This window comes from Zhongshania sp. (genome assembly GCF_047636175.1).
Classification (GTDB): Bacteria; Pseudomonadota; Gammaproteobacteria; order Pseudomonadales; family Spongiibacteraceae; genus Spongiibacter.
The window spans coordinates 26,418-49,748 of sequence record NZ_JBLIKC010000004.1; the positions used below are offsets into that span (position 1 = coordinate 26,418).

Annotated in this window: 19 protein-coding genes and 1 pseudogene; 4 read left to right on the forward strand and 16 right to left on the reverse strand. The window is 47.9% G+C overall.

Annotated elements, in window-relative coordinates:
- Positions 1-129: 129 nt before the first annotated feature.
- A complete protein-coding gene (locus ACI955_RS03045; protein ID WP_415242264.1) occupies positions 130-2,793 on the reverse strand; it encodes a TonB-dependent receptor in 2,664 nt (887 codons plus the stop codon).
- Between the two features lie 347 nt (positions 2,794-3,140).
- On the opposite strand from ACI955_RS03045, the gene ACI955_RS03050 reads away from it, so the two are divergent.
- Entirely contained in the window at positions 3,141-3,281 is a 141-nt protein-coding gene (locus tag ACI955_RS03050) for a transposase (RefSeq protein ID WP_415242265.1), read from the forward strand.
- Positions 3,282-3,580: 299 nt separating this feature from the next.
- Positions 3,581-3,841 (forward strand): annotated as a pseudogene (locus ACI955_RS03055) (integrase core domain-containing protein); the annotation flags it as partial.
- Between the two features lie 208 nt (positions 3,842-4,049).
- Here ACI955_RS03055 and ACI955_RS03060 read toward each other — a convergent pair.
- The 6 genes from ACI955_RS03060 to ACI955_RS03085 form a co-directional block, all read right to left on the reverse strand.
- Positions 4,050-4,976: an SDR family oxidoreductase gene (locus ACI955_RS03060; RefSeq protein WP_415242266.1), complete on the reverse strand. Its 927-nt coding sequence runs from the start codon at positions 4,974-4,976 to the stop codon at positions 4,050-4,052.
- 354 nt (positions 4,977-5,330) lie between these two features.
- Positions 5,331-5,540 carry a penicillin-binding protein gene (locus tag ACI955_RS03065; protein WP_415242267.1) on the reverse strand — a complete coding sequence of 70 codons (210 nt, stop codon included), beginning with the start codon at positions 5,538-5,540 and terminating at the stop codon, positions 5,331-5,333.
- A gap of 163 nt (positions 5,541-5,703) precedes the next feature.
- Complete coding sequence (locus tag ACI955_RS03070; RefSeq protein ID WP_415242268.1) at positions 5,704-6,360, reverse strand: hypothetical protein; 657 nt, start codon at positions 6,358-6,360, stop codon at positions 5,704-5,706.
- On the reverse strand, positions 6,345-6,782 hold the full coding sequence (locus ACI955_RS03075) for a hypothetical protein (RefSeq protein ID WP_415242269.1): 438 nt from the start codon (positions 6,780-6,782) through the stop codon (positions 6,345-6,347). The genes ACI955_RS03070 and ACI955_RS03075 overlap by 16 nt, the downstream gene beginning before the upstream one ends.
- 745 nt (positions 6,783-7,527) lie before the next feature.
- Entirely contained in the window at positions 7,528-8,718 is a 1,191-nt protein-coding gene (locus ACI955_RS03080; RefSeq protein ID WP_415242270.1) for an alpha/beta fold hydrolase, read from the reverse strand.
- Positions 8,715-10,079, reverse strand: a complete 1,365-nt coding sequence (locus ACI955_RS03085) for a wax ester/triacylglycerol synthase domain-containing protein (protein ID WP_415242271.1) — start codon at positions 10,077-10,079, stop codon at positions 8,715-8,717. Before ACI955_RS03085 ends, ACI955_RS03080 begins: the two co-directional genes overlap by 4 nt.
- Positions 10,080-10,352: 273 nt before the next feature.
- On the opposite strand from ACI955_RS03085, the gene ACI955_RS03090 reads away from it, so the two are divergent.
- Positions 10,353-11,660 carry a DEAD/DEAH box helicase gene (locus ACI955_RS03090; RefSeq protein ID WP_415242272.1) on the forward strand — a complete coding sequence of 436 codons (1,308 nt, stop codon included), beginning with the start codon at positions 10,353-10,355 and terminating at the stop codon, positions 11,658-11,660.
- Between the two features lie 202 nt (positions 11,661-11,862).
- Here the strand turns inward: ACI955_RS03090 and ACI955_RS03095 are convergent, their stop codons facing one another.
- Positions 11,863-12,996, reverse strand: a complete 1,134-nt coding sequence (locus ACI955_RS03095) for a CaiB/BaiF CoA transferase family protein (RefSeq protein WP_415242273.1) — start codon at positions 12,994-12,996, stop codon at positions 11,863-11,865.
- Between the two features lie 751 nt (positions 12,997-13,747).
- Positions 13,748-14,038 (reverse strand): DUF6482 family protein, encoded by a 291-nt coding sequence (locus ACI955_RS03100; protein WP_415242274.1) that lies wholly within the window; start codon positions 14,036-14,038, stop codon positions 13,748-13,750.
- A gap of 267 nt (positions 14,039-14,305) precedes the next feature.
- Here ACI955_RS03100 and ACI955_RS03105 point away from each other — a divergent pair, with 267 nt between their 5' ends.
- Positions 14,306-15,121, forward strand: a complete 816-nt coding sequence (locus tag ACI955_RS03105; RefSeq protein ID WP_415242275.1) for an enoyl-CoA hydratase-related protein — start codon at positions 14,306-14,308, stop codon at positions 15,119-15,121.
- Positions 15,122-15,192: 71 nt separating this feature from the next.
- On the opposite strand, the gene ACI955_RS03110 is transcribed toward ACI955_RS03105, so the two are convergent.
- The 7 genes from ACI955_RS03110 to mmsB all read right to left on the reverse strand — a co-directional run bounded on the left by ACI955_RS03110 (position 15,193) and on the right by mmsB (position 23,322).
- Positions 15,193-16,710: a SpoVR family protein gene (locus tag ACI955_RS03110; protein ID WP_415242276.1), complete on the reverse strand. Its 1,518-nt coding sequence runs from the start codon at positions 16,708-16,710 to the stop codon at positions 15,193-15,195.
- The gene (locus ACI955_RS03115) at positions 16,707-17,930 is read right to left on the reverse strand and encodes a YeaH/YhbH family protein (protein WP_415242277.1); all 1,224 of its coding nucleotides are present in this window, start codon (positions 17,928-17,930) and stop codon (positions 16,707-16,709) included. Before ACI955_RS03115 ends, ACI955_RS03110 begins: the two co-directional genes overlap by 4 nt.
- 31 nt (positions 17,931-17,961) lie before the next feature.
- Positions 17,962-19,884, reverse strand: a complete 1,923-nt coding sequence (locus ACI955_RS03120) for a PrkA family serine protein kinase (protein WP_415242278.1) — start codon at positions 19,882-19,884, stop codon at positions 17,962-17,964.
- A gap of 363 nt (positions 19,885-20,247) precedes the next feature.
- The gene (locus tag ACI955_RS03125) at positions 20,248-20,952 is read right to left on the reverse strand and encodes an SDR family NAD(P)-dependent oxidoreductase (RefSeq protein WP_415242279.1); all 705 of its coding nucleotides are present in this window, start codon (positions 20,950-20,952) and stop codon (positions 20,248-20,250) included.
- Positions 20,953-21,087: 135 nt separating this feature from the next.
- Entirely contained in the window at positions 21,088-21,585 is a 498-nt protein-coding gene (locus ACI955_RS03130) for a 6-pyruvoyl trahydropterin synthase family protein (RefSeq protein WP_415242280.1), read from the reverse strand.
- A gap of 123 nt (positions 21,586-21,708) precedes the next feature.
- Complete coding sequence (locus ACI955_RS03135) at positions 21,709-22,239, reverse strand: shikimate kinase (protein WP_415242281.1); 531 nt, start codon at positions 22,237-22,239, stop codon at positions 21,709-21,711.
- Between the two features lie 198 nt (positions 22,240-22,437).
- Positions 22,438-23,322, reverse strand: coding sequence for a 3-hydroxyisobutyrate dehydrogenase (gene mmsB / locus ACI955_RS03140; protein WP_415242282.1), 885 nt, complete (start codon positions 23,320-23,322; stop codon positions 22,438-22,440).
- Positions 23,323-23,331: the final 9 nt, after the last annotated feature.

Here is a 23,331-nt window from a genome sequence, read left to right on the forward strand (position 1 = left end):
AGAACAACCACCACGCATACTTAGGGGCATATTTGGGGGCAACTACCGCATCCAAAACACGTTACCCCCAAGTAGGAGCAATAATGGGACTCACCGACCCTGAACTTCAGCAGGCGCAGTCAAAAGCCCCTAGCGCCAGCGCTTGGATATCTGTAGGCCCACACTGCGCGAACGGTCGGCGAAAGCATAGTGACCCACCGTGCCGAGATTACTATTCGCTAGAGGCGTATCACTGGCGTAGCCAATGGTGCGCTCGTCGGTCAAGTTTTTAGCCACAAGAGCGATATCCCATCCCCGATCTATATGTGCGAATCCCAAACGACCGTTTACTTTTACATAGCCGTCTTGCTCCATACTCGGGTCGAGATTCGGCGTGGGGTTGTACGCCGAGGTAAACACGAAATCCAAGCCGCTGCGCATCTCCCAACTACGGCCCAACTCAAGACTGTAGACAAAACCGAGGTTACCGCTGATATCCGCAGCATACTGGTTGGTCTTACCTTTAAAATCACAGAACGGCACGCCATCGACATAGGAGTCGGGAAGCGGCGCATTATTTGAATAGCCACGGCCGGCATTCACCCGGTCTTGGTAGCACTGACCATTTTCGTAGTCAGTGAATTCGAAGTCCAACCAGGCCATGGAAAAGCTGACCAGCAAGTTTTCAGACAGCGCGGCACGACCATCCAATTCAATCCCCATTGTCCGCGCCTCACCGGCATTGCCGACATTAAAGCCCAGCGTGCCATCAAATACACTGACCTGCAGATCGGTGTATTCGGTGTAGAAAAATGCCACATTGAGCTCCATCACACCGTCGAACAGGGTGTTCTTGGCACCCATTTCAAAACTATTGGCCACCTCGCGATCGAATTCAAAGCTACCCACAATATTGCGCGTATTTAAGTCCGGCGTCAGCGGGTTATTGTCGTGGTCTTTAATTGCATCGTCGGGTGACGGGGATGAATTCGAGCGTGCATCGTAGCCACCAGATTTGAAGCCTCGCGTCAGTGTGGCGTAAACCATGGATTCATCAGTCGCCTCCCACTGCACCGTTAAAATAGGCGAGAAGAAGTCTTCTGTACGTTCGCCGCTCAAATCGTGGCGTTCGCTGAGAAAGGTCCTGCTGGTGATCACGTCCAACTCGCCCTCGGGGCGACGCTGGCCAGTATCGAGGTCAAAAAAGTCGAAGTAACGACCGCCTTCTTTTTCTTCATAGGAATAGCGACCGCCGAATGTTAAGCGCAGCGTGTCAGCGATGTGCCAGGTAGTTTGTAGAAACGTGGATGCCAAGAACGCCTCTGTGGTGAAGTCTCGCTTGGCGTGCAAACCGGCAACAATATCTCCTGCATCGCCCGGTGGAAATGACCCTCTACCACCGAGACCCTCTAGGTTGCCCGCCTGTAGGGCCGCCAAGGCATCGGAATAATCCAGGGCATTTAGCAACTCAGGGATAGCAGTCCAGCTGCGATCAATATAAAAGCCGTCTTTAAAAGTTAGTGAACTTTTGTGCAAATACAGGCCACCAATAAACTCAAAATTTTCAGCGGGCGGTGAGATCCAACGAAACTCTTGGCTGTACTGTTCATAGTCTTCTGCCAAATCTAACTTGAACAAATTACCACCAGTAAAATCGCAATCGCAGGTTTCAGTGAACTCGTAGTTCAAAAAAGCCGATATTGACGTGAACTCATGGTCATTCACGCGGCTCTGTATCTTTAGAATATGGGCGCCCACTTTGTTATTGCTGAAGTCACCATTATTGGAACGCTTTAAATCTTGGTAGTTATTCAGCACCGAACTGTCTTCGTCAATTTGAATCACCACTGCGCCAACAGGTTGACCACCAATCACCACACCGCCGATCACCAAATTGGTTTCATCCAACATCTCTGCATAGGTGCGACCGTTAAAGTCATCGCCCTGAGCACCCGGTGTTACCGGGCGCACTGAAGGCCGGTCGTTAACAATTTCTATCTGTCTCCCGGTACCATCAAAAATACTCTGCTCAGTTTTAAACATCACGCTGGTGTTATCACCGAGGGTCCAATCAAGTACCAGTCGCAGGGTCATCTCGTCACGATTTGGTTCATTGCGATTCAAAGTGAGATTTTCCATATAACCGTCTAAACGCTTTACTCGCGCAGAGGCCCGCAGCCCAAAAGTGTCAGAGACTGGCGTCGACACCATGAAATCGTAGACCTCCTCCCCGTGACTGGGCTCATGAACAACCGAGACCAGGGCCTCGAATTCCTGTCCGGGCTTTGCGCTAATAAGATTAAGTGAGCCAGCAATACTGTTCTTGCCCTGCAGAATATTTTGGGGACCTCGCAATACTTCTACACGCGCCAGGTCCATAAACGGCGATCGCGACAGCTGGGCGCGACCATAGGAGACGCCATCAAAATACATACCCACCGACTGTTCAAAGCCTTGGTTTATGCCCGAGCCAATGCCGCGAATATAAATATTGGTACCGATAGCAGTTTCCGACATGGTGAGATTGGGCACATAGGCCGCCAAGTCTTCAATTCTGTCGATGCCCGCTTCAAATAACTTCTCACCACCCACGGCATTAACCGACACTGGAACGTCTTGCAGGCTTTCGGAGCGCATGGTCGCAGTCACCACTACCTCCTCCAGTTGAGCGGCATTAATCGGCGACGAGACCAGCGCAGACAAAAGCAGCAAGGAAACACTGGTATTAATAGAGCGTGATCTGCCAGCACAATGAGAAGCGTTGATGACAGTGGAGTAATTTTTAAAAAACGAGGCTAAGCCGAGTATATACATAGGAAACCTTTTCTATGCCCTTCGTAGGGACTGTTATTATTATGGGTGCACTATCTTGGTTAACGCCAACGCAGAAACAACTTTAGCAACAAGGCCAGTGACGTGCCCCGCAGTCACTTAACTACCTGTCTCATAACTTAAAAAGACAAGCAAAAACCATACAAAAATAGTATTTATCTATCATTAACTATGAATAAAAACACACACATGAACGGTCGAATCATAACCCGAAAGCCGAGGAGACACCATTGTAGCGGCCAAGTAAAACTGACCATGACTTAGTGTAGTGATTTAATGATTCCGGACACTCTACAAGGCGTTAGACTAACGCCAGCAACGAGGTGTCTATGAGCAAGAAACGCCCGCCCTTTACGCCAGAATTCAAGCTGGAAGCTGTATCACTAGTAACCGACAAACGTTATTCCCTATCCGAAGCCTGTCAGGCACTGGGGGTTGGGGCGACTGCGATGCGGCGCTGGGTAAAGTAGCTCAGCCAAGAAAGAGAAGGCATTACGCCAATTGATAGCAAGGCTATGACGCCAGATCAGCGTCAGATTCAAGAGCTGTAAAAACGCATTCAACGTCTGAAAATAGAGAAAGAGATTTTAAAAAAGGCTACGGCGCTCTTAGTAACGGACGAGTTCAAATATAAGCGCTGATTGTCTCGTTAAGTAAGCAATGGCCAGTCACTCTATTATGCGCGCTGTTTGAGTTATCTGCCTCAACGTATTACAAGCGCCAGAAACTGAGTAACAGGATCAATACAGCAGCCTAGAGTACCATCTAGCGTTTATGGCAGTATCGGATGATTCAGAGTATGAGTCGTCGCGGCAATTGCTGGGACAATGCGCTAATGGAACGTGTGTTTCGGAGTTTAAAAAGTGAATGGGTACCTGAGTTCGGTTACCAGAACTTAGATCAAGCGATGAAAGAAATCAGCTATTATCTGATGACGCACTACAACGAGCAGGGGCCTCATTGGCACAACAATGGGTTAACGCCGGTGATGAAGGAAAAACAACTTAAAAAACTGTCCGGAAATAGTTGACCACTACAAATAAGTCTCTGACTTGCATAAGGAAACTAAGAGCTTTGGTCTCGGTTTCTTTATAGTTGAAACCCCTCCTTGCCAATTCGGCCCTGACAGCAAATTTGATGAAGGGGCTCTTGTCAAAGATGCTAACTAACGAACAGATTGATATTGGCCCACCGCGACTTATCGCCGCATGGCGAGCCCACTTGCAGACCGATTAAAATTACGCGACTTTAATATATGGTGCCAGATAATCAACCGAGTAAGCCCACAACTTCTCCGCTAATTCTTCATCGCGACCGAGTTTAGTCGGCTTTGCTTCGGAATTATTAGCAAAATAACGGCCGCCAATACCATCCAGTGAGGGGTGGGTGGCAACGAAGCAGCTCGTTGAAGCACCTTGCGGAATTGACTTGGCAATAGACATATCGAGTAGTCGTCTAACCAGCGCAGTTTTCATGGCGATACCAATTAGACCGCCGACATCGCGACCAAGGTTGGTGTTAATAACACCAGGATGGATGGCATTGGCAGTAACGCCGGCCTCGCCTAGATGTCGATTAAAGGCAATGGCGGTTAATAGATTAGCGAGCTTTGCCTGCCCATAAAATTGCCACGCGCCATAGCTCTTAGCGGCATCAAGATTATCAAAATCAATGCCGTGTTTACTAGCAGCCATGTGTCCGGCGCTCGAAAGCATAACAATACGTGCTTTATCAGCTGACTTTAGCTGCTCCTGAAGCGAATATACCAGCAGGAAATGGCCCATATGGTTGGTTAAAAATTGCAGCTCTAGGCCGTCTTTTACCTGTGGTGTCGGCAAGGCCATAATACCGGCGTTGCAGATGATGACATCGATAGGAATCTTTAGGGCCTGAATAGTTTCGGCACAATTTTTTACCGACGCCATGTCGCTTAGCTCGCAGACCACCGGAGTCGTTTTACCAATGACGCTGTCGCAGGCTTTTTGGGCTTTCTCCATACTGCGAGCGCAGGCAATGATATGGGCGCCACGCAATGCCAATACCCGCATGGTTTCATGGCCAATCCCTGAATTGATACCGGTGATAACAATAGTCTTACCGCGGAGATCTCTACCCTCGGTGACAGCCTCGGCATCAGCTTTTTTTGTAAAAATCTTTTTTCTCATAATACTACTCTTTATTATTAGCGGGGGATTAACGGGCGACTGCAATACCCTATAGCATACCCGAGACGAGTAAGCATGCCTATTTGTGGATGCAATGTAATATACGGAGTGGCTAAGCACGACTAAAGTGCTCATTCACTAGTGAATGAGCACCTTCAAATTAAAATCTGGATGACTGCCAATATTATCCCGAGGATATTAATCGCCTTAAGGAATTTACCACTGCCTTCGGCCACACGGGAATCAAGATCTAGACTGCATTACTTATTAGCAGCGCTCACCACCTTAAAGTTAGAGCTAGCATACGCAAACATCTACAATATAGTTCAAAAAACAGCGCTTAAAACCAATAAATTAATATGTTGAATTAGGCGTAGTCTCAGGATTTACTTCACCATAAACCTCGTCAGGGTCAACGTCATTAATAAGCAAGACTTCTCTGACCGCCTCAATATGATCAAGTACTTTTTGGTGACTATCGCCATACTCGTATTTAGTGACTTCAATGGCTTTGGGCATATAAGTAAACGCAATTTTCAGTGCGTTTAAATCAGACTCATTCATTTTTTCACTCATGTGAATACTCATTTTTTAATGCATTGTCTGACGATGTTACCGACTTAAAATGGGCTTCGCCAGTTGAATTCAGTGCAAAGCAACGGAGCCAGTGTTGCTCAAATCAGCTATATCTCGTAAGCAAGGATGCCAAGCATCGTCTCCAACACCACTATGCTAGGGACACGGGATAATCGCAGTAGCCTTTAGCACCGAATGTATACAGTGTAGCCGGATCGATATTACTCAGCGGCAAGGCATGCCGAAAGCGATGCACTAGATCCAGATTGGCGATAAATGCACGGCCGAAGGATCTCCCGGCAATCTGGGGAGTAACGAGCGCTGCTGCAGCCTCTTGCTGATTATAACTTTCGTTCAGTATTAACGGACCACTAAAGTTGGCCTTGCCCAGAGCCACATTGTCTTGGATTTTTGGCACACGAATAACGTATAAATACGCTAGACCCAGTGGATCGAGCACTTGAAGTATGGCAGCAAAGGTTTCCTGATTATTGTCGTCCGCCAGATCATTAAAGGGATTGCCAGGACAGGTAAGTATACCCAGCCGATCCGCACCATCAACCGCCGCTATTGCGGCCACCAACTCCAATACAAAACGCAGGCGATTTTGCAGGCTAGCATCATATTGGTCAGTTCGCTGGTTAGTGCCAGTGGATAAAACCTGAGCGGGTAGGTAGCCACTGGTGCAGTGCAGCTCCACACCGTCAAAACTATCGGCGAAGGCTCGACCGGGCGCGGCCACCGAGTTAGCAATAGTTTGTTCAATGTCCCTCTGGGTCATGGCCTCTGGCATCACAAAGTCCTGCATGCCCTCACCTTACCTTTAACTGCCACTGCTGAGGGCGCAAGGCCGCGAGCAATACTGCCATCTAAAGCAATTTTATTCGCTGGGTGGGCCAAGCGACCGCAGTGCATTAACTGCAGACCAATTTTGCCATCTTCGCCGTGAACTGCCGCGCAAATATCAGCCCAGGCCTCTTGCTGGGCATCGTTATACAAACCAGGGGTGCGACAGTATCCTTTGCCCTCAGCATTAGGGTGAGTGCCTTCGGTAATAATCAGGCCGGCACCGACGCGCTGACGATAGTATTCCTTTATTAAGGCATTAAAGATGTCACCCATTACGTCGGCGAGGGAACGGGGCATCGGCGCCATCACAACGCGATTAGCAAGCTCAATACGCCCCAATTTCACTGAGCTTAATAATGTTGAATTTTCAAAAACTGACATATTTCTGTCTTTTGGCGGCTGTATTTATCGAACCCTAATTTTTGTTGCAGGCGTACCCCGGCGCAGGGTATTTAAGAATTCGTCAATGGGTGTAGGAGCCGCCACTTCAGGATTATCTTCTGGAGTATTTAGCCAAAATTATTTCCAGCTCGGGGAAGGATCATGAGCGGAAGAGGCCGGGTTCAGCAGTATTTCGTTTCCAGACAGCCTCTGTTATCCAGAGCACTCATCCAGCGAATACCCCTATAACGGCGATGGTTCCAGAGAGCTTTTAAAGGACCTACCCTTTGCTGAGCCCATGGTCGCGATTCCTTTTTTAGCAGCTCTCACCAGTCGCGTTCGCTTTAATACCGGCATTTAAAAACTCGCTGTGCGCCAGCCAGTGGTGGTGGTGGCATAGCAAACATCCACCCTCGCTATACTCAGCAATAATCGCTTCGATTTTGCTGTGGGTCTAAGCCCTTGGCCGGAAGATTCTGAAGCCTGCCACGTGCCTTGAGAAAAACGTGGGCGAATGTCATATCGGCTTTCGCAACCCCTATGACCGCAAGCCGGACACGGAAACCGTGGAAGCTAAAATTGAACAACTACAGGGCTTCGCGAAGAAATACATCTGCTAAATTTAAGTTCAGAGGTTTCGCCTATCGCCGAGTAAAGTCGGCGGGAGTTTATGTGCGGTGGCGCAGAGTCCCCAAACCCGGCCGGGCATCACCCTTTTTGCTGGGATCGGCTGATCTTTACATCGTTATTTTTCTGCGATCAGTTTTGCTACGCCTGAGCGTTTTTTGAGCCAGTCGGCTGATTGCTGCCAAACAACTGCGGGTGCAGTACTACCAATAATGACACCCATGTGACCACCAGGCGCCGCTCTAAAACTTGCGTCTTTAGAGGCAACCACATCAATGATTTTTTCTGCCGCATCTAAGGGGACTAAATAGTCAGATTCACCAGCAAAAGCCAGCAAATTAGATTCAATGCTATCGAGTTCTGCGATTTTCTCCCCTATCGGCATCTTACCTTTTGCCAATAGGTTTTCGATCGCAGCCCCTTTAATCATATCCTTGACTACGCCGCCAGGGTAACGACGCATATTATTAAGATAATCAGAGGTGGTTGAATGGGATTTCACGAACTCTCTATCCCATAACCGCGTCACTAAATCCCAGTAAGCCGTCACACTACCAATCGGATCGGTCGCTTTAAAGGCCAAGGTAGTCGCCCAATCCGGCAGCGACAGCAATGCTGGATCCAGGGTATTCAATCGCAACTTTGAATAGCTACCTAGTAATTGTGCGGGGCCATCCAAGGCTTGAGCCACCGATGCGACGGCGCCAAGCACGCCGCTACCGGTGCCTAAATCAATGGGGCTTGCAACGGTGACTATATTTCGTACATGGGGATCTTTAGCCTGTCCTTGGTATAGCAAACTTAATAGCCCGCCCATACACCAGCCCATCAGCGAGATATCCTCGCTACCTGAGTGCTTTCTGATTTTGGATAAAGCCAAGCCCATCATATCGAAGGAATATTCAACTAAGCCTAAGTGGGCATGCTGATGCCCCGGCTTGCCCCAATCGATTAGATATACTTTAAATCCCGCTGCTACCATATAGCGAACCAAGCTGCGCTCGGGCAACAGATCAAAGGTCTCGGTGGTAACCCCAAGCGGGGGTACGAGCACTAGAGGCACTGCGTGTTTACGCCGCCGAATTGGCATTATGGTGCCATCGCTCATTTTAATCTCAGTTTCACCGGGCAACTCGTAATAGCGCACCGCCATTAAGTCACCGTCATGAACAAGTTCGAACCAGGTACGTCCTGATTGAATCAAGGTGTCGCGATTAAACAACCAGTCAATGCCAATGGAAGTTGATTCTGCTAAACGCTTATTCAGTAGCAAGACTCTTCGCAATATAGTGCTACTTATTTTATTCATGACACAACCTCATTCCCAAGCACCAGCTCTTCTAATTCATTCAGCGCCGTGCCTAGATAGACTGCAATCCGCTGCAAATGTGGCAGGGTGTCATGCGCGCCCACCACACCAACATTTAAAGCCCCCCCATAGTTCACGCAATCAATACTAAGAGCGTTGAACTGCATTAAATGATTCACTGGATAAATTGTTTCCAGGCGCGCGCCTTTCAAAAATAAAGCAGAGTCGCAACCGTCGGTGCTAGAAATCGTCAGGTTAAAGCCTTTTGGTACAAACCGACCAACACCCATAAGCTGCTTGGAAAACATATTGAGCGATTGCACAATGTTATAGCCGTCTGAAAGCGGAGTAGGCAGAGTTCTAGCCACTTGTCGCGCCTTGCTCAAAGACGCCTTTACCACTTCAAGTCGTGAAAGAGGGTCACCAACATTCGTTGCCAATGGCAGCCGTAGAAGTTTTAACACTCTGACGGACTCAGTATCACCAAGAGCAGATACTGACACTGGTGCCATGGCAATCAGTGACTCGTCCGGCAGTGAATTATATTCTTTGAAAAACCGCCGCAACGCTGTACCGCAGAGGTAGATGAGTATCTGCTTCCTATCACTTTGGGTGGCGTCTGCCAGAGTTTGAATGCGAGCGAGTTCAATATGAAAGGTCGAAAATCGGCGCTGACCGTTGATCTTTCTATTCAGCGTTGAGCGAGGTGCATTCTTTGAAAACTGCGCACTGAGGGCTGGCAGTTGAAAAACTGAATTTTTTAGCGCGTCAAATGTATAAGGTTTTATTGCGCTCTTGAACTGATCAATACCATCGCTAGCGCTAGCCTCATCTTCCTCACCCTGTTTACTGGGTAATGGCAGTGTCCAGATAGGCCTTACATCTCGCTGCCTAGCCGTCGTTGACAGGCTGGCCATAAAGGTCTCGAGGAGATTTACGTCTCCTATCAGCGCATGATGAACCTTTAAATAAAAGGCGTAGCGACGACCCGCTATGCCCTCAATTAAATGCAGTTCCCACAGCGGACCATCCCTAACGATAGGATTACTGTGCAACCTAGATACCAAGATGCCCAGCTCTTTCTCACCACCGGGCTGAGGTAATGCCGAGTGACGAAAATGATGATCTAGACTAAAATGGTCATCCTTAAGGAAGCGCGAGCCAAGAATACCTTCACCAGAAAAACTAAGCCGCTGATTCCAAGGCGCGACAGCCTCGCCGGCCTCGCGCAAAGACGTCGCTAGATCGCTCAGATAGTCTTTATCCGCTTTAGCGGGTATTTTAAAGGTCGCCAAGACGCCTAAATGCATTGGCGTATCATTGGTCTCCATCTTCAACCAAACGAGATTCTGCGGACTCATATCACTAAGTTTCCTGGATTTATTCGCATATTCGAAGGCAGCGTATCAAGCTTTGATTGAATCTTACAGTTCACTAAGTACCAAAATATTAAAGACTAATGCGTTAGGACAGCAAACAATTCCCAGCAAAATCAAGATCGTGCAGCGCATAAAAAGTAAGCCATCACTCTATCCTGAACCTTCAGCCACTTCATTTAAAGAGCATCCCCCGCGAAAAGCGACTAGTCCCTAGGTCGGCGAGTAAAACGTCATTCGGGTTCTAAGGTAATATAATTGGCACAATACCTCACTGGCGATAATGAACGCACTGCAGGCCAAGACCTTAAGCTATACTGCGCGGCACTCACTTTACGACAAACTATTCGGGCCACTATGCCATTTTCAAACCTTGGATTAAGTAATCCCATTCTACAAGCTATTGCAGACTTGGCTTATACAAGTCCTACCCCCATCCAGCAACAAGCCATTCCCATTATTCTTTCTGGTAAAGACCTAATTGCCACCGCTCAAACCGGCACCGGCAAAACCGCGGCGTTTGTTCTACCGATTCTAGAGACCTTTAATAAAGAGCGTAAATTGCGTGGTAAACGCATACGTGCGCTTATTCTTACCCCTACTCGTGAATTAGCGGTTCAGGTGGCCGAGAATGTCGCTAATTACAGTAAATATCTAAACCTAAGCTCTCTGGCTGTTTACGGCGGCGTTGATTCTGAACCGCAAAAGCAGCGCTTAATGGAAGGCATTGATGTTTTGGTGGCCACCCCAGGCAGGTTGCTCGACCTAGCGCATCAGCGTGCACTGTATTTTGATGAGCTTGAAGTGTTGGTATTAGATGAAGCGGATAGAATGGTGGATATGGGCTTTATTGATGATATCTACAAGATCATCGCGCGCTTACCTGACACCCGTCAGAATCTATTGTTTTCGGCTACCATGACCCATGACGTTCGCGGCCTCGCCGATGAATTTTCTGATAGCAAAATGAGCTATGCAGCCGTCGAGATAACGGTTTCATCGCGGGCATCAACCGCAGCCAATATAGATCAGTGGTTAATCACTGTAGATAAAGACACCAAGTCAGCATTGCTGAGTCATTTAATTAACGATCAGAAATGGGACCAAGCGCTGATTTTTATCGAGACAAAACATGGCGCGGCTAAACTCGTCGCTCAGCTTGCAAAACGCGACATTGAAGCAGATGCCATTCATGGTGGCAAAAGCCAGGCCATGCGTGAGAAGATTTTGGCAGATTTCAAATCCGGTGAACTAAAATATTTAGTGGCCACGGGAGTTGCCGCCCGCGGTCTAGATATTGGCGAGCTTAGTCGCGTTGTTAATTACGACCTACCCTTTAAACCAGAAGACTATATCCATCGCATAGGCCGCACGGGTCGCGCCGGCGCCACCGGTGAAGCCGTCTCATTTGTTGCTTTGAACGATTTTAAGAATCTATGCGCTATTGAACGCCGCTTAGATCGTATAATCGAACGTAGAGAGATTGAAGGCTTTCGGGTCAGAAAAATCGTTCCAGTTTCGGTTTTGAATCATGTTCGCAAAAGCAAGCCACCCACTAGGAGTTGAATCAAAAAGCCGTATAAAACGAATGGCGTCTTGAAGACCCCATAAGGCATTCAGTTTTTAGAATATAACTAACTGGGAAAGCGATCAGGTGTTTTTTAAATCTGAAGATGCTGCGCCCAAAGCTAGTAATCAATCAAACCTTACTGAAAGAAATAAGGGCCGTTAAACGGCCCTTATTGATTAAACAGACGCTAGCTAAGCCTTAGCTTAAAACCCCATCTGCACGCAAAGCCGCTAGCGTTTCAACATCATAGCCAGCCAGTTCACTTAGCACTTGATCAGTGTGGCTTCCCGGCCGCGGCGCTCCCGATTGCACAGAAGGCACGGTACGGCTGAACTTAGGTGCGGGACCAGGTTGAGTTTCACCATTTATTTCAATGAAGGAGTTGCGAGCCACATTGTGCGGATGGTGCGGCGCTTCTGTCATCGACAATATTGGTGCGAAGCATACATCGGTTCCTTCAAGCAATTCACACCACTGATCGCGAGTCTTAGTTTTAAAAATAACGGTGAGCTTTTCCTTCAGTTCAGGCCAGCGCGCCGGATCTAATTGCACCTCAAAACTTTCGTCTAGCGCTAACTTTTCTTTCAGAATGTGGTAGAACTGAGGCTCGATTGGGCCGATAGAAACATGCTTAGCATCACTTGTTTCATAGGTTTCATAGAAGTGAGCACCGCTATCAAGTAGGTTTACACCGCGCTTATCAGCCCATAGCTTCTGATTAAAGAAGCAATACATCATATGCATTAAGGCTGCCGAGCCCTCTACCATTGAAGTGTCGACCACTTGGCCTTTACCGCTTCGAGTCGCCTCTAACAATGCAGACACAACACCGAAAGCCAAGAACATACCACCGCCGCCAAAATCACCCACCAAATTAAGCGGGGGAACGGGTTTGTCACCGTCGCGGCCCATGGCATGCAATGCGCCGGAGAGCGAGATATAATTAATATCGTGACCTGCAGCGCTCGCCATTGGCCCAGTTTGCCCCCAGCCAGTCATGCGGCCATATACCAGTTTTGGATTCCGCGCCGCGCAGTCATCTGGACCGATTCCTAAGCGTTCGGCCACACCGGGCCTAAAACCTTCAATTAAGGCATCTGCCGACTCACATAGCTTGAGCAAGGCTTCTACGCCGCGCGGGTCTTTTAAATTCAGGGCAACAGATTTTTTGCCACGCTCACTAATCACATTAGCTACTGGAGCGTCGGCTGCGGCCGACTTTCTGGAAATGGAGATGACTTCCGCACCCATATCAGCAAACATCATTCCCGCGAACGGGGCAGGTCCCAGGCCTTCAATTTCTATAATTCGTATTCCAGTCAACGGTCCCATGCTTATTCCTATGTATTTATTATCTATGAGGTTCAGCTCTACGCTGATTATTGTTTGTTAGTATTTACCAAGTCACTGCGGCAATAACCAGAGAGAGAACTCTGTCCTCTCGTAACAAAAAGCCCCCTATTTTGCATGCTGGCACTGACTTAGGGAACCGCTGGAAACACCGTTTTGTATTCTGATGTGGCTTTATACATATTACATTATGACTAACTTAACCAAACTTACCCTGCCGCTTTTGGCAAATGCTGAGAAAGGACCTAGTTGGCTGCCATAAAGGTAAAACGAGGGAACATAAAGGATTTAAGATATGAGCATTAACCCACTGCAATGTGCCCACTATATCTTTATAGCTTCTATACACCCGACACTGCCAGATAACCCACACCCAGGTAGCGTTAACGATCACGTCACATTCCACATGCCACGGTATTAGTCGATTTGGTGTCTTATAGCGTTGATACAGGAAGCTCGCAGCAAGCTCCTTAAAGCGCCAGGGCATGCACACAGCTACTGAGAGGCCTATTGTGTTTTAAAGTAAAACTTAGACTGGAAAACGGATTGTGGATATATCGGGCATCAACTAACTCTAAGGCTGTTTTATTCGAAACACCGGATGATGCCAAGCTGCATTGTTATGCCAGCACTAATATCAGCGTTTATTCTACGGAGTTGTGGATACGTTCATTATCGATAGACAGCAGCGACTGCGACACTAAACCCACAGCCGGCTGGTACCAACCACTCATTACACCAAAGGAATTTTCATCCCTGGCTCAACTGCAGAATCAGTACCAATCATTTCATCGTACGCTGAATGATGAACCAAATAAGATTTAATATCACAGCGGCTTTTATGTAACGCTGACTTAATTTCGCCAATGCTACGACGACTTAAAGGCTTGTTATCCAGCTCATAAATTCTCAATAACTTGCCTTCTAAAGCTACAAAAGCGACATAAATACCACCTTGCAAGGACATTACTACAATTTCAGTAATTGGCAGCGCTGCTAATTGATCGGTATAAACTCTTGTCATTTTTATCACCTATTATTATCTGTGCATGAGATGCTCCAGGGCATAATTAATATCAATTATACGTTAATCCTGCCGTAGCGGATGCAATCTAAAGGTCGATCTAATACGCCCTGATATTTAAAGCCGCCCTGATACTTTTGGACAGCAAGAAAGAGGCCAAATTAAATATTTTTACGCTAGATATTTTATTCTTAGTTAGCAGCGCACTCGTTTTCAATAAATTTGATATAATTTTGACTTTGATTCAAACAGCGGAAACCCAGCCCTATGTCAATCAAGCCTGCACTTAGTGACGCAACACTAACTGTCACTAATCGTTACGCCACACTACGCTTTGAGCGCGACGACGTTCGTAATGCGCTTACAGGTACCACACTGATTGACGATATCTGCGCTACCATAGAGTGGGCGAATGCCAATGAACAGATTTCCTGCTTGATCATTACTGGCAGTGGCTCGGCGTTTAGCTCGGGTGGCAATGTAAAGGATATGCGGGACAAGGTAGGTATGTTTGGCGGCAGTTCGCACGAAATTAGCCAGAGCTACAAAAATGGAATACAACGTATTTCTCGGGTCATGCATAGTGCTGAAATTGTCACTATTGCGGCTGTAAATGGCGCCGCGATAGGCGCCGGTTTTGATCTCTGCTGCATGGCTGACATTCGCATCGGCTGCGAAAACACCCGCTTCGGTGAAACCTTTATTAATCTTGGCATCATCCCAGGTGATGGCGGCGCATGGTTCCTACAGCGTCTACTTGGCTACCAACGAGCGGCAGAACTGACATTCAGCGGACGCATCATCGACAGTGCTGAGGCGCTAAGTCTAGGACTGTTACTTGAATGTGTACCAAAAGACACACTTGTTGCGACCGCCGAGCGCTACGCCAGTGAATACGCAAGTAAACCACCGCAGGCATTAAGGGCGGCAAAACGCCTGATGAAACTTGCGCAGCGCCAAGAGTTAACAGACTTTTTGGATGTATGTGCAGATGTCCAAAGCCAATGTCATCAAACTGAAGACCACCAACGCGCACTAGATGCGTTCCTCAACAAGACCACTGCGCAATTTGAGGGCAATTAATTTAGCCCGCGCCTCCAGGTCTTAATCAAAGCAGCCACCTCCCACCATGTGGCGAGGTGTCCCGCAGCGGTTTAGCCAGGATTCACTTCCACTTTATCAACTACGCCGCGACCTTCTTCAAATATTTCCATTGTGACCTTAAAGCCCCACAAACGACTAAGGTGCTTCAACACTTCGGTGGCGTCATCTGTTAACGGCCGATCACGAAGCTGGTTATAGCGGAGAACCAATGAACGATCCCCCATATGCTCATACCGGAGTATCTGGATATCGGGAGTGAGCACGTCGCGATTATACTGTTTGGAAAGCAAACGTCTGACCTCACGGTATCCAGCCTCGTTGTGAATCGCTTCAACCCGCAAATGATCCGCTGAATGTACGTCGGCAATGGCAAATAAATGGAATTCGCGGATCAACTTAGGAGATAAATATTGGCCAATAAATGATTCATCCTTGTAATTGCGCATGGCGAAGTCGAGAACTTCACGCCAGTCTTTGTCGACAATGTCGGGGAACCAGGCACGATCTTCGTCATCGGGCTCTTCACAGATTCGCCGTATATCGCGCATCATTGCAAAACCCAATGCGTAAGGATTAATACCTGAATACCCAGGATGATCAAAACCAGGCTGCATAACCACGTTAGTGTGCGACTGCAATATTTCAAACATAAAGCCGTCGTCAACCATACCTCGGTCATACAGGGTGTTCAACAAAGTGTAATGCCAGAAGGTAGCCCAGCCCTCGTTCATTACTTTGGTTAGGCCCTGAGGGTAAAAATACTGGGCGAGCTTGCGGACAATTCGCACAATTTCACGCTGCCAAGGTTCTAATGAAGGCGAATATTTCTCAATAAAATACAATAGATTCTCCTGAGGCTCAGGAGGAAAAGTGCGCTTTTTCTTTTGTGCACCAGCTTTGTCCACGGCTTTTTGGGGCAGGGTTCGCCAGATATCATCGTATTGTTTGTAGGCGTGCTCTTCTCGATCATGCTGACGATGAAGCTCGTCCTCGGCCGACAGCGGTGACGGCCGATGAAAACGATCAACACCATGATCCATCAATGCGTGGCAAGCGTCGATTGTCTCCTCGACACGCGCGTCGCCATAACGCTGCTCACAGTCAAAGATATACTTGCGAGCAAACACCATGTAATCGACAATCGCATCGGCACTGGTCCATTGCTTAAATAAATAATTGCCTTTAAAAAATGAGTTGTGCCCATAGCAAGCGTGCGCAATGACCAGCGCCTGCATAGGCATACTATTGTCTTCCATCAAATAAGCTATACAGGGTTCAGAGTTAATCACCAGCTCGTAAGCTAGGCCCCGCTGACCCCGCCGGTAAGCCTCCTCGTTTTGGATAAACTCCTTACCGTAACTCCAGTGGCTGTAGCTAATGGGCAAACCAACCGATGCGTAGGCATCTAGCATCTGCTCCGAGGCAATCACTTCAATCTGATTAGGGTAGGTATCAAGGCCGTACTCTTTAGCAATAATGCCAATTTCCGCGTCGTAGCGCTTTAAAAGATCAAAATCCCAATCACCACCATGGGAGAGTATGGTCTTCTTTGGTTTTACTGAGCTCATACCGACTCCTTGTGAAACAGCTCGCGCAGTACCGGGTACACATCGCTGCGATCCATCACGGTACTCATCGCAAAGGTTTGATTTCGAATCTGACCATAAGCAGCCGCAAGCGGCGTAATACTGGAGGGACTGTCCGGTACTTCAACATAGGCGAAATATTTACACAGCGGCAAGATATCCTTGCTGAGTCTCATTGCGCTGCGCTGGGGATCACTACCAAACGCATCGCCATCCGACACTTGAGCACCATATATATTCCACTCGTTCGGGGAATAGCGCTCCTGCTGAACCTCAAGCATCAAATTTAACGCCGACATCACCACCGTGCCACCGGTCTGTAGACCGTAAAAAAAATTGTGCTCGTCGACTTCCTCGGCATTGGATGTATGCCTAATAAAAACCAGCTCAACCTTCTTGTACTTACGGCTAAGGAAAAGATATAGCAGAGTATAAAACCGCTTAGCGAGATCCTTCTTTTCCTCTGACATTGAGGCTGACACATCCATCAAGCAAAACATCACGGCTCTACTGATAGGTTTCGGCTCTTTGACGCGATGACGAAATCGCAAATCGTATTCGTCTAGAAATGGAATCCCGGTGATTCGCTTCTCAAGAGCATCGATCTCTTCTTGATCGCCACCAGCGCCCTTTAATTCTTCCAGCTCGCGTTTTAGCGGAGCCTTGAGCGCTATCCGACGCGCCATGGCATTTTTCACGGAGCGCGGCACCGACAAATTGGCAGGCACACCACTTGGCGTATAGCCGGCGCGGCGGTAGGTAAATTGGTCAGAATCGCCCAGCACAGTGCGTGCTAAACGCGGCAGCTCAAGATCATCAAAAAAAAGGTTCATGAACTCTTCTTTGGAAAGAGTAAACATGAAGTTATCCTGTCCCTCCTCTCCCTGGCCTTCACCACCAGATCCGCTGCCACCTCCGCCACCAGACTTGGGCTTGGCGATCGTATCACCGGTGTTAAATTCCTTATTACCGGGGTGTACCATTTCTCGGTCGCCGCCACGACCAATGCGGAATTTCGGTTCAGAAATATTCTTGGCTGGAATACCGACCTCACCACCGCGTGAGATATCGGTGATAGATCGGTCTGCCACAACGTCTGCCACTGAACGTTGCAACTGTGCCTTATACCGCTTGATGAAACGCTGACGATTAGTTGCGTTTTTGTTGCGATCATTCAGGCGGCGGTCAATAATCATTGACATGGTGCGCCCCTTTGATTGGCCGTATCATTAACTACCCTGATTTTCTAACCCGCAGATACCACTCAGACAACAAACGCACCTGTTTAGGCGTATATCCTTTTTCTACCATTCGGGTAACAAAGTTCTCATGTTTCTGTTTATCTTCGACAGAAGCTTTGGCATTGAAGGATATAACGGGTAGCAGTTCCTCAGTGCTAGAGAACATTTTCTTCTCTATGACTTCACGGAGTTTCTCGTAGCTGGTCCAACTTGGATTGCGACCTTCATTTTGCGCTCTAGCGCGGAGTACGAAGTTAACAATCTCATTCCGGAAGTCTTTCGGATTGGCTATCCCCGCAGGCTTCTCAATTTTCTCAAGTTCACCATTTAAGGTGCCGCGATCAAAAATAGCGCCAGTTTCAGGATCGCGATAATCTTCATCTTGGATCCAGTAATCTGCAAACGTCACATAACGGTCAAAGATATTTTGACCATATTCTGAATACGATTCCAAGTAGGAGGTTTGAATCTCTTTACCCACATATTCCGCATAACGTACCGCCAGCCATCCTTTAATAAACTCCAGATACGCTCGCTGTGTGTCTTCTGGTAGTTGCTCGCGAAGAATACGTTGCTCCAGCACAAACATTAAATACACTGGGTTGGCGGCAATCTCCGCATTGTCATAATTAAATACTGCCGACAACACTTTAAAAGCAAAGCGCGTTGACATGCCGTTCATACCCTCATCAATACCGGCGTAATCTCGATACTCTTGGAAAGATTTGGCCGCCGGGTCAGTATCTTTCAAAGACTCACCGTCGTAGACCCGCATCTTAGAATAGATGTTTGAATTCTCCGGTTCGCGCAGACGAGACAATACCGAAAACTGAGCTAGCATTTCTAATGTTCCCGGGGCGCATGGTGCCGCATGTAGCGAGCTGTGCCGAAGTAACTTCTGGTAAATTTTTACCTCTTCAGAAACCTGCAAACAATACGGCACCTTGACTATGTATACGCGGTCAAGAAAAGCTTCATTGTGCTTGTCGTTGCGGAAGGTTTGCCATTCAGATTCATTAGAGTGGGCGAGAATTATTCCATTAAAAGGAATAGCCGAAAAGCCTTCAGTACCTTTGTAATTACCCTCTTGGGTAGCTGTTAATAAGGGATGCAGCATTTTAATGGGCGCTTTGAACATCTCTACAAATTCAAGCAAGCCCTGATTTGCCAGACATAAACCACCGGAGTAAGAATAAGCATCTGGATCATCCTGCGCGAAGGCCTCTAACTTACGGATATCTACCTTGCCAACCAGAGTAGAAATATCTTGATTGTTTTCGTCGCCCGGTTCAGTTTTTGTGACCGCAACTTGCTTCAATACCGAGGGATATATTCTCACCACGCGGAACTTTGTCAAATCACCTTCGTACTCTTCCAACCGTTTAATCGCCCAGGGGGAGGATAAACCGGTGAGATAGCGCTGAGGTATACCGTATTCTTCTTGCAGCTGTTTGCCATCGCGCAGCGGATCGAATAGACCCAGTGGCGACTCATTAATCGGCGAGCCTTTAATGGCGTAAATAGGCGATGCTTCCATTAGCTTTTTCAAACGCTCAGCAATCGACGACTTACCGCCGCCCACAGGGCCCAACAAATAAAGCACCTGCTTACGCTCTTCTAAACCCTGAGCAGCATGTCTGAAAAAGGCGACAATTTGCGCAATAACGTCTTCAAGTCCGTAGAATTCTTCGAAAGCGGGGTAAAGAGGAATAAGGCGATTAGAAAAAATACGGGATAAACGCGGGTCGTTGCGGGTATCAATCAGCTCAGGCTTACCAATGGCGGCAAGCATACGTTCGGCTGAGGTTGCGTAAGCAAGTGGATCTTGACGACATAGGTCAAGGTAGGCCTCAAGGGACATTTCTTCGTCACGACCCTTCAGGTATTGCTCACGAACATTATCAAGTATGCCCATCTTTGCAATCTCCTTCTGTACTGCACTTTGACGCCAATCATTAGCTATTTAGCTTGCCAAATATCAACGCCTTAGAAGTGTGAAAACACATTGACTGTACTCTGTTACGAAACTCTCATCCAGTTGGTTTATCAATAAATAGATAAAATTATTAATAGAAAATAACAATATCTCGAACCCGAAAAGTGTCGAATCATGAAAAAATCATTACCTAAGCAACAATAATTCTCTATCTTCGATACTAGCTTTTAAGCCGCTATATATGTATGAACACGCACAGCTGTAAACGCACTATAAATGGATATTGGCGCTCTAATATCTCTACACGCCGCATCAACGCCAAGATGTTGAGTTAAACAGGTGTCAGCGCTCTATCTGACCGAGATTGGCATGCAACACACTGCCATTAATCACCGGGTTTTGTGCACAGAAGAATAGCGTTTCAACTATCTCGGCAGGGTCTATCAAGCGACCATAACTGACCATACCAGTGATCGCTGCCATCACCTCTGGATCATCACCAATATTGCCTCGCAACATCGCGGTGTCAGTAAAACCGGGACAGATACAAGCAGTGTGAATACCCAAACCGGCCAAGTCCTGCGTGGTAGCCCGCATCAAACCAATAACGCCGTGTTTACTGGCAATATAAGACGCACAGCCTGCTACTGCTTTCTCGCTAAGTGTCGAGCCCATATATAAAATTACCGAACCCGCCTTCATCAATGGTATCAGTGCGGCATTCAATTGCTGCGGCGCCACCAGATTGACCTGCAAGACATCCGCGAAATTTTCTGGCTCCAAATCCCTAACCGAATCGCCATCATGACGCGCCGCATTGTGAAGTAGCACTAATTTGTCGGCTTGCTTCACGACGGCTTGTAAATCATCAATGCAAGTATCCAGCCAATCACGTTTTTGCATATCGACGCAGAGTTGCTCAGCACCCGCTAAGTCGATAGGACGGCGAGACAGATTAATTACCCTGTAACCCTCAGCCAGAAAGCGTTTCGCGGTTGCGAAACCAATACCTTGGCTGCCGCCGCTTAGTATCAAAACCTTGCTCATAACACCATCTCATGTCGTGTGATATTTAGGGGTCAGAACAGCATTGATGGCCGGCAAGCAACCGTCAATACGTCCGCAGCGCACCATTTTGGATTCTTTTGACTTCCACGTCACTACTCTAGGCGCAAGGCCTGATTAGTCGCGAGTCCAGCTCGCTGAGCCCCACTGCCCCGGCCCAGATGACACCTTCATCACCAGTTCGGCAATTTCATTGCCTTCTATGAATGGCGCGTCAGTGAGTAATAGCTCTAATAGATAGCGAGCAAATTCCTCTACTGTGGTATTGCGGACTGGCAGCACTAGTGTGTCGGTTTTCAAAAAGGGGATTTCTTCGCCGTTAAACTCAGCAATATAGAATTCACCGCGCTCTACCACGCGCATATACGGCGACTCGGCGGGCAATAAAGTGTACTCATCAAGGCGCGAGCACAACTTACGCAAACGGGACTTTATTTCGACATAGCTGAAGCACATACCATTGTCGCCAACGTCTGCAGTGAGGTCTAGGCTGACTTTAAAGTTATGGCCGTGTAAGCGCTCTCGGTCTGTGGCAGAAAAAATAGTAAAGTGGGCGCCAGAGAATTTTAGATCTTCTTTGCTGATTTCAATACTGGTATAGGCTTTTACAGACATTACACTCACGATTCCTTATTGGTTGTAAGGCGACTTATTTTTACTTCTTAGTTTTTACTAGCTATCTGCGTCATCCACTTAAAAAATGCGGCGCTTCATTAGCTTAACTCAGCCAAGCAGGGCTTACACCCCTGAGTCATCGTAATTAGCTAAGGCTGACTCAACCGCCGCCAGCAGCTCAGACTCACCTAGGCCGTCACCATCGACGGTAATGTCGGCATAGCGACGGTATAGAGGGAGGCGCTCAATAAAAACGCCCTGTAAATCCTGACCAAGCGGACCGGCAATGCCTCGCCGAGTAAAATTCTGCACCCTCCGAACAATTTCAGGCAAAGGAATATCAATAAAAACGCAGATACCAAATTGGCGCAAATGTGCCATTGCCGCCGAACTGTATACGGCGCTTCCACCTGTTGCGACCACTTGGTTTATAAATTTACCTGCCAATAGTACCTCTGCCTCAATAGCGCGCAAATACTCATAGCCGTTGGCATCCAGCAACGCTTGTAAACTCAAGCCTTCGCGGTGGGCTATAAGGCGATCGGTATCCACGAATTGGACACCGCGGCGAAGTGCCAATGCCTCGCCAATAGTGGACTTGCCGGCACCTGGCATACCGATAAGGACGACACTGGACGACGTAATTTCAGACATAGACGGAAACAACACCTAGTAAATACCAAACGAACGCTCAATAAGTGGTCACAGTGCCACAAAAGCTCAGCAAGCAAAATACAGACGTAAAAACAAAAAACAGCAGCTATGGAAATAGCTACCGCCAAGGTTTTCATTCAAAGAGAGCTAAATGGGAACAACGATGAGGGGGAAAAATCACCCCATCGCGCCACGATGTTAGGACTGAAACATTTCTAAAATTGAGGAAAAATCACGCTGAGCATTGCCCTTGGTGGAAAATGAAGCATAAAGACTGCGGGCCAAGGCGCCCATAGGTACTGAACTCTGGGTGGCAAGACTATTTTCCATGGCCAAGCCCAAGTCCTTCAACATCAGCTGAACCATAAAGCCCGGCTGATAGTCGTTTGAAGCTGGCGCGGTCGGCATAACATTTGGATACGGGTTGTAGTTCTCTAGTGACCAATTCTTACCTGAACTGTTCAGCATAATCTCTGACAACACTTTGGGATCTAGGCCGTTGTTCGCGCCTAGCTGCAAGGCTTCAGCCGTGCCAACCATATGCACAGCTAACAGCATATTATTGCAAATCTTGGCTATTTGGCCGGCGCCGTGATCACCGGCATGAAAGATATTTTTACCCATGCCTTGCAAGACCAATTTGCCTCGAGCAAAGCCCTCGGCGCTACCACCACACATAAAGGCCAACGTGCCCGCTTGCGCCGCCTTCACGCCACCAGAAACCGGTGCATCAATCATTTCTAGACCACGTGCCGCAGCTGCCTCACCGACACGGCGGGCGGTCTCTGCGTCAATGGTACTGCAATCTATAAACAGGGTGCCGTCAGCAGCTTTGGCCACAAGACCTTCGTCACCGAGATACAAGCCAGCGACATGTTTGCCAGCAGGCAGCATGGTAATAACCGTATAGGCTCCGGCTAAGGCCTCAAGGGCGGTCGCAGCTTTTGATGCACCCTGTGCCACAACAGCATCCATAGCAGCTGTCACCAAATCAAACACTGTCACTTGGTGACCGGCTTTGACCAAATTGGCAGCCATTGGCCCGCCCATATTACCCAAACCGATAAACGCTACCTTAGCCATAATACCCAC

What these genes read in the sequence shown, in the direction of transcription:
- ACI955_RS03050 (WP_415242265.1), top strand. Translation starts at nt 3,141, where the DNA reads ATGAGCAAGAAACGCCCGCCCTTTACGCCAGAATTCAAGCTGGAAGCT.
- ACI955_RS03080 (WP_415242270.1), bottom strand. Translation starts at nt 8,718, where the DNA reads ATGAATAAAATAAGTAGCACTATATTGCGAAGAGTCTTGCTACTGAAT.
- ACI955_RS03095 (WP_415242273.1), bottom strand. Translation starts at nt 12,996, where the DNA reads ATGGGACCGTTGACTGGAATACGAATTATAGAAATTGAAGGCCTGGGA.
- ACI955_RS03075 (WP_415242269.1), bottom strand. Translation starts at nt 6,782, where the DNA reads ATGTCAGTTTTTGAAAATTCAACATTATTAAGCTCAGTGAAATTGGGG.
- ACI955_RS03135 (WP_415242281.1), bottom strand. Translation starts at nt 22,239, where the DNA reads ATGTCTGAAATTACGTCGTCCAGTGTCGTCCTTATCGGTATGCCAGGT.
- ACI955_RS03070 (WP_415242268.1), bottom strand. Translation starts at nt 6,360, where the DNA reads ATGCAGGACTTTGTGATGCCAGAGGCCATGACCCAGAGGGACATTGAA.
- ACI955_RS03115 (WP_415242277.1), bottom strand. Translation starts at nt 17,930, where the DNA reads ATGTCAATGATTATTGACCGCCGCCTGAATGATCGCAACAAAAACGCA.
- ACI955_RS03120 (WP_415242278.1), bottom strand. Translation starts at nt 19,884, where the DNA reads ATGGGCATACTTGATAATGTTCGTGAGCAATACCTGAAGGGTCGTGAC.
- ACI955_RS03130 (WP_415242280.1), bottom strand. Translation starts at nt 21,585, where the DNA reads ATGTCTGTAAAAGCCTATACCAGTATTGAAATCAGCAAAGAAGATCTA.
- ACI955_RS03060 (WP_415242266.1), bottom strand. Translation starts at nt 4,976, where the DNA reads ATGAGAAAAAAGATTTTTACAAAAAAAGCTGATGCCGAGGCTGTCACC.
- mmsB (WP_415242282.1), bottom strand. Translation starts at nt 23,322, where the DNA reads ATGGCTAAGGTAGCGTTTATCGGTTTGGGTAATATGGGCGGGCCAATG.
- ACI955_RS03045 (WP_415242264.1), bottom strand. Translation starts at nt 2,793, where the DNA reads ATGTATATACTCGGCTTAGCCTCGTTTTTTAAAAATTACTCCACTGTC.
- ACI955_RS03125 (WP_415242279.1), bottom strand. Translation starts at nt 20,952, where the DNA reads ATGAGCAAGGTTTTGATACTAAGCGGCGGCAGCCAAGGTATTGGTTTC.
- ACI955_RS03105 (WP_415242275.1), top strand. Translation starts at nt 14,306, where the DNA reads ATGTCAATCAAGCCTGCACTTAGTGACGCAACACTAACTGTCACTAAT.
- ACI955_RS03110 (WP_415242276.1), bottom strand. Translation starts at nt 16,710, where the DNA reads ATGAGCTCAGTAAAACCAAAGAAGACCATACTCTCCCATGGTGGTGAT.
- ACI955_RS03065 (WP_415242267.1), bottom strand. Translation starts at nt 5,540, where the DNA reads ATGAATGAGTCTGATTTAAACGCACTGAAAATTGCGTTTACTTATATG.
- ACI955_RS03085 (WP_415242271.1), bottom strand. Translation starts at nt 10,079, where the DNA reads ATGAGTCCGCAGAATCTCGTTTGGTTGAAGATGGAGACCAATGATACG.
- ACI955_RS03100 (WP_415242274.1), bottom strand. Translation starts at nt 14,038, where the DNA reads ATGACAAGAGTTTATACCGATCAATTAGCAGCGCTGCCAATTACTGAA.